The organism is uncultured Methanobrevibacter sp. (assembly GCF_947169325.1).
Taxonomy (GTDB): Archaea; Methanobacteriota; Methanobacteria; order Methanobacteriales; family Methanobacteriaceae; genus Methanocatella.
In genome coordinates this window covers 1-4,842 of the sequence record NZ_CAMVPN010000124.1, presented here as the reverse complement: position 1 = coordinate 4,842, position 4,842 = coordinate 1, and the positions used below count along the sequence as shown (strand labels likewise).

Here is a 4,842-nt window from a genome sequence, read left to right as displayed (position 1 = left end):
AAATTAAAAGAAGTTGAAGGATTCTGTGTAATGTGTCAAAAATGTGTTGACATTTGCCCAGTAGATGTAATTGGAATTCCTGGTGTTAAAGAGCCTGCTGAATATGATCTTGACCTCAAAGGTAAAGGTCCTGTTTACATCAACGATTGTGTTGGATGTGGAACCTGTGTTGAACCATGTCCTGTAAACGCTATCACTCTTGAAGAAGTAGGAAGCCCAGTTACCGTAAATGATGACTGTATCAGATGTGGATTATGTTCACAAACCTGTCCTTGGAACGCAATATTCATTGCTGAAAAAATACCAGTTAAACGTTCCAAAGAAATCAAATCATTTACTTTCGATTCAGCTAAATGTATTGGTTGTAACACTTGTGTAGAAGCATGTCCTGGAGACTTTATTTCTGCAAACAGTGCTAGTTTAACTGTTGCTATTCCTAGTGTCTGTGCTGCATGTGGATTATGTGTAAAACTTTGTCCTGTTGACGCTTTAGAAATTGAAGTAGAATGGGGTGAAGGTGCACCTGTAGATGCAGAAGGTATTGGAAGAGATGTAGAAAAATGTGACTTCATCGGTGCATGTGCTAACAAATGTCCTACTGAAGCTATTCGTGTAGTTACCAAAACTGGTATGTCCTGCCCTGCTTTAGTAGAAACTGATGCTGAACCATCTTTCACAAGCTGTATTAGATGTGGAGCATGTGCTTCTGTATGTTCTAACGATGCATTGAAAGTAGAACAATACGAAGTAACCATTGACGGCGAACCTGTCGCTAGAGACAGAATTGCATTCAACCCATCTAAATGTGATCAATGTGGTGACTGTATCGAAGCATGTCCTTACGACATGATTCACAAAACAGAAAATCCTAAATTACCAATTGCAGGATTCTGTACCTTATGTGGTCAATGTCTTGAAGCATGTCCTGAAGACGCATTATGTTATAAATAGGTGTGTAAACACACCTTAATTTTTTTCTTTTTTTTTTAAAAAATCAGTTCATTTTATTCATTACTATTTTTCCGTTGACTATTGTCATTACTGGCATTCCTTTATAATTCCAACCGTCAAATGGTGAGTATTCTGCTTTTGTTTTAAAATCAGTAATGTCAAATGTTCCTTCCCGTTTTAAGTCAATGACTGTAAAGTCAGCATCTTTTCCGATGGCTATTTCTCCCTTATTTTCAAGCCCATACACTTTAGCGGCATTTTCGGATAAGATTTTTTGAATTATTCTTAAATCAAGATTTCCATTATTGACTTCTGTTAAAAGCAGCGGAACCACTGTTTCCAGATTCGGAATTCCCGGAGATGATTTCCACACTCCTTGGCTTTTGTCTTCTAATGTGTGCGGTGCATGGTCGGTTCCGATTATTGAAGTTGAGTCCAAATCGGATATTCTGACACTGTCCTGCTTTTCACGAAGCGGAGGATTGGTTTTTATGAATGTGCCATATGTATTGTATGCTGAATTGTCAAGCAATAGGTGGTGTGGTGTAAATTCCCAGCTTACTGGTTGTGTTTTGCTTGCACTTTTTGCAAGTTCCAATGATTTTTTTGAACTTAAATGGCATATATGGGCATGCAAACCGTTTTCTCCCGCAAGCTTGATTGCCTGTTTAACGGATTCGTCTTCTGATTTTGCAGGTCTTGCATAACTGTAGTCGATCGCTTCATTTTCATTTTTCTGCTTCAATCTTTCGGTTTCATCCCTTACGATTGACTGCTTTTCACAGTGAAGTGCAACAAGACCGTTGTAATCGCAGGTCTCTTTTAATTTTCCTAAATTTGAAAATATCTCTTCCAGGCTTTCATCGCTTTCAAGATCCATGAACACCTTGAATGAGACGGGTTTCAGTTCAAGCATCTTTCTCATTTCTTCCGGATTGCTGTGACCTGCCTGAAGTTCGAAATTTACAACGGATTTCTCTTCAGCGATTTTGATTTTATCCTTAAGTGCCTTGTAGGTATTTGTCTTCGGCAATGTGTTCGGCATGTCGATGACGGTTGTAAATCCTCCTTCTGCAGCACTTAAGCTTCCTGTCCTGAAGTCTTCCTTTTGTGTAAGGCCAGGGTCTCTGAAATGAACGTGGGGGTCGATAAAGCCTGGCATTATATGCTTGCCTTTTATGTCAATGCATTTGTCTGCTTTAATTGGATTTCTTGAGATGTCCTCTATTTTTCCATCGATGACTTTTATGTGGTATTCTCCTGGCTTATCTGCTAATTTGCAATTTTTTATAACTAAATCCATTGTCAATTCCCCTATTCTTTAATCTAATATTTGTATTTTTAAAAGATAAGTTTTTTTAATTTAAGAGTCATATTTAATTTCATGTCTTTAGTTTCAAACATTCTCATGCGTGATAAGGAATTGTTTTTTAGAGACCTTGATGAGGAATGCAAAATTTCCGGCAGTGATTCCGAGGACATTTTGATAGCCGATTTCACTGAGTATAATCCTTTACATAACGGTCATTTTCATTGCATGAAAACTGCAAAACATATGTTTCCTAAGTCGTTATTTGTAGCTATTGTACCTGGCTTGTTTGAGAGGAGTGGTAGAGGTATACCATATATATTGCCAAGGGAACTTAGGGCGGAAATTGCAATTTCTGTTGGTGCAGACATTGTCGTTGAAGGCCCTCCAATGGGAATCATGGGTTCCGGACAATATTCCCTATGTCTTTGCAAGATGTTTCAGGCGCTCAACACCGATTATATTCCTCGGGGATATAAGCCTGTCGAAGGAATGGATGAAATCCTAAAAAGAATCAATATGGGTCATCACATTGCTTCAAAGCCCTATAAGATAGTGGACAAGACAACAAAAGAGGTTCTGCTTGAAGGCAAACTGGAAGAGGACAATTATGTAATAACCTCATTTTCAAACTCATTGAGCAAAATTGGCTTTGACTATAAAGGCAAATTCATTTTTGTTGAACGCATTGGTGGGGTCAGCGGCACCCTTATTCGTGAAAGCATTTTGGAAGATAATTTTGACAATGTCCTTGACATGATGCCTTCAAAAACCATTGAAGTTTTAAGGCGTGAAATCAAAAACGATTCAATCATATACGGAATCCGTGACGTCGATGCCATTTTGGGCACCGCAAACAGCTACTCATTTGAGGATCTCTCCGGTTTGAATCTCTTCAATGAAAAACTGGCCAAAAATATAATTGACAACAGGCCGTTTGATGATATTGCCGATTTGGAAAATGCAATTCTTCAGGGATTTTCAACACACTTCCGCCAGAGAATCTTAAGCATTCTGGAAAATCCGATACCGAAAAAGGTAATTTCACAATACATTGATTCATATCCTTCAGTAATCAGGATATTGGGATATAAAAATGATGAAAGTCTTGAAAAATTTAAAAAAAAGGTAAATAATGAAAATATTTCATTATTGTTGGATTGAAGTTAATAAATGATTAATTACGTTTTGTGGGTTTTTAAGTGCAAATACTGCATCCATAAATGTTGTGTAGGTTGCATTTAGGAAGAACAGGTATATGATGTAGTATAATACAATTAAAATCACGATAATCAATACTAATGTTAACAGTATGTCAACGACTCCCATCGGCTCTTTTTCTTCCTGATAATTCAGGTTGTGGATGTTTTTGTCGTCGCCATGTTTGTCTTTGAGGGATTTTTGCTCTTCAAGTATTTCTGCCCTGATTCTGGCTTCCATTTCTTCAGGAGTCTCATTTCTTGGGATTGCCTTTTTCACAACTGGTTTTTCAGGAGCCACTTGTTGAGGTGCCTCTTCAACAGGTCTAGGTTTGTATTCTTTTCTGGTCAGGGAACCGTATTGCTCTTCATCTTTTGCAAGCTGTTCTCCTAACGGCACTTCTTTTTCATCGAAGTACAAGTCATCTAGATATTTTTCATATTTGTCCTCAAGGTCTTTTCTTGCGCTGGTTGTTTCAGGTTCGTAGCTGTGGTCAGGATAGATGTAGTCAGACTCAGCAGCCGCTTGCTGTATTACTTCTTCTTGAGGTTCGTATTCGTTTTGTGCAACTTCTGGTTGTTGTTGGTAGATGCTTTCATCCTCACTTATGTAAGATGACTCTAATCCTCCAGAGTATTCGATATTGTCCTTTATGTTGTATGGTGAATCGTCACTGATTACTTTGTATTCCTGTGCAGGCTCTTCTTGAGCGTAAGGTATTTCGTATTCTTCCTGTGGTTGGTATATGTTTTCTTGGACAGGTTCAGGTTCTGGTTCAGCAACGGTTTCCTGAGCGGAGCTTGCTACTCCAAGTCCAACAATCTTTTCCAAACAGTCTTTACAGTAAATTTTACCTGCAATTTCCAATCCGCATTCTTTACAAATCTCTTTACCACATATTGCACAGATGTCTGTGGCTTCTCTTTCTGGATGATAATGACATGCCATAAATTACACACTCTAACGAATAAATTTTATATTAAATGTATATATTTATTATTTTTAGTTATTTAAAACTTTTCATTGTTCATTTGTTTTTTCTAGGATTTTTTCGGCAACTATCTCTGATGCAATCAAATCGTCGACTGTTGCAAGGAAACTTCCCAGGCTTTTGCTATTTATTTTATAATCGATAGTCCTATCATCAATGCTGCCTTCGACATAGTTTTCATTGTCAATTTCCAATGAATTATATATCAATGATGCGGACTCTTCTGTTTTATATTTCAATCTTAATGACCCATTTATTTGCATTTTTTCACATTCTTTATGCTATTTGTAATATTATATTTTGTTTTTCAAATTTAATTTTATCTGTTGAAACATGAGACTCTTTCAAAAACTTTGTTGATTTTCAAAATCCTTTTTTCGATTTTCATTCC

5 protein-coding genes are annotated in these 4,842 nt (G+C 37.2%); 2 read left to right on the top strand and 3 right to left on the bottom strand.

The features are described from left to right. Nucleotides 1-951, top strand: a 951-nt coding sequence (locus Q0W26_RS11415; protein ID WP_298525518.1) for a 4Fe-4S binding protein, incomplete at its 5' end; no start/stop codon positions are given. A gap of 43 nt (nucleotides 952-994) precedes the next feature. Here Q0W26_RS11415 and Q0W26_RS11410 read toward each other — a convergent pair. Next, a complete protein-coding gene (locus Q0W26_RS11410) occupies nucleotides 995-2,254 on the bottom strand; it encodes a dihydroorotase family protein (protein ID WP_298525516.1) in 1,260 nt (419 codons plus the stop codon). An 81-nt stretch (nucleotides 2,255-2,335) separates the two neighbouring features. Between Q0W26_RS11410 and Q0W26_RS11405 the strand changes: the two genes are divergently transcribed. Further along, the gene (locus Q0W26_RS11405) at nucleotides 2,336-3,424 is read left to right on the top strand and encodes a nucleotidyltransferase family protein (protein WP_298525513.1); all 1,089 of its coding nucleotides are present in this window, start codon (nucleotides 2,336-2,338) and stop codon (nucleotides 3,422-3,424) included. On the opposite strand, the gene Q0W26_RS11400 is transcribed toward Q0W26_RS11405, so the two are convergent. Beyond that, entirely contained in the window at nucleotides 3,410-4,408 is a 999-nt protein-coding gene (locus Q0W26_RS11400) for an ATPase (RefSeq protein WP_298525511.1), read from the bottom strand. The genes Q0W26_RS11405 and Q0W26_RS11400 overlap by 15 nt on opposite strands. Before the next feature lie 72 nt (nucleotides 4,409-4,480). Then, nucleotides 4,481-4,690, bottom strand: a complete 210-nt coding sequence (locus Q0W26_RS11395; protein WP_298525508.1) for a KEOPS complex subunit Pcc1 — start codon at nucleotides 4,688-4,690, stop codon at nucleotides 4,481-4,483. Between the last annotated feature and the right edge of the window lie 152 nt (nucleotides 4,691-4,842).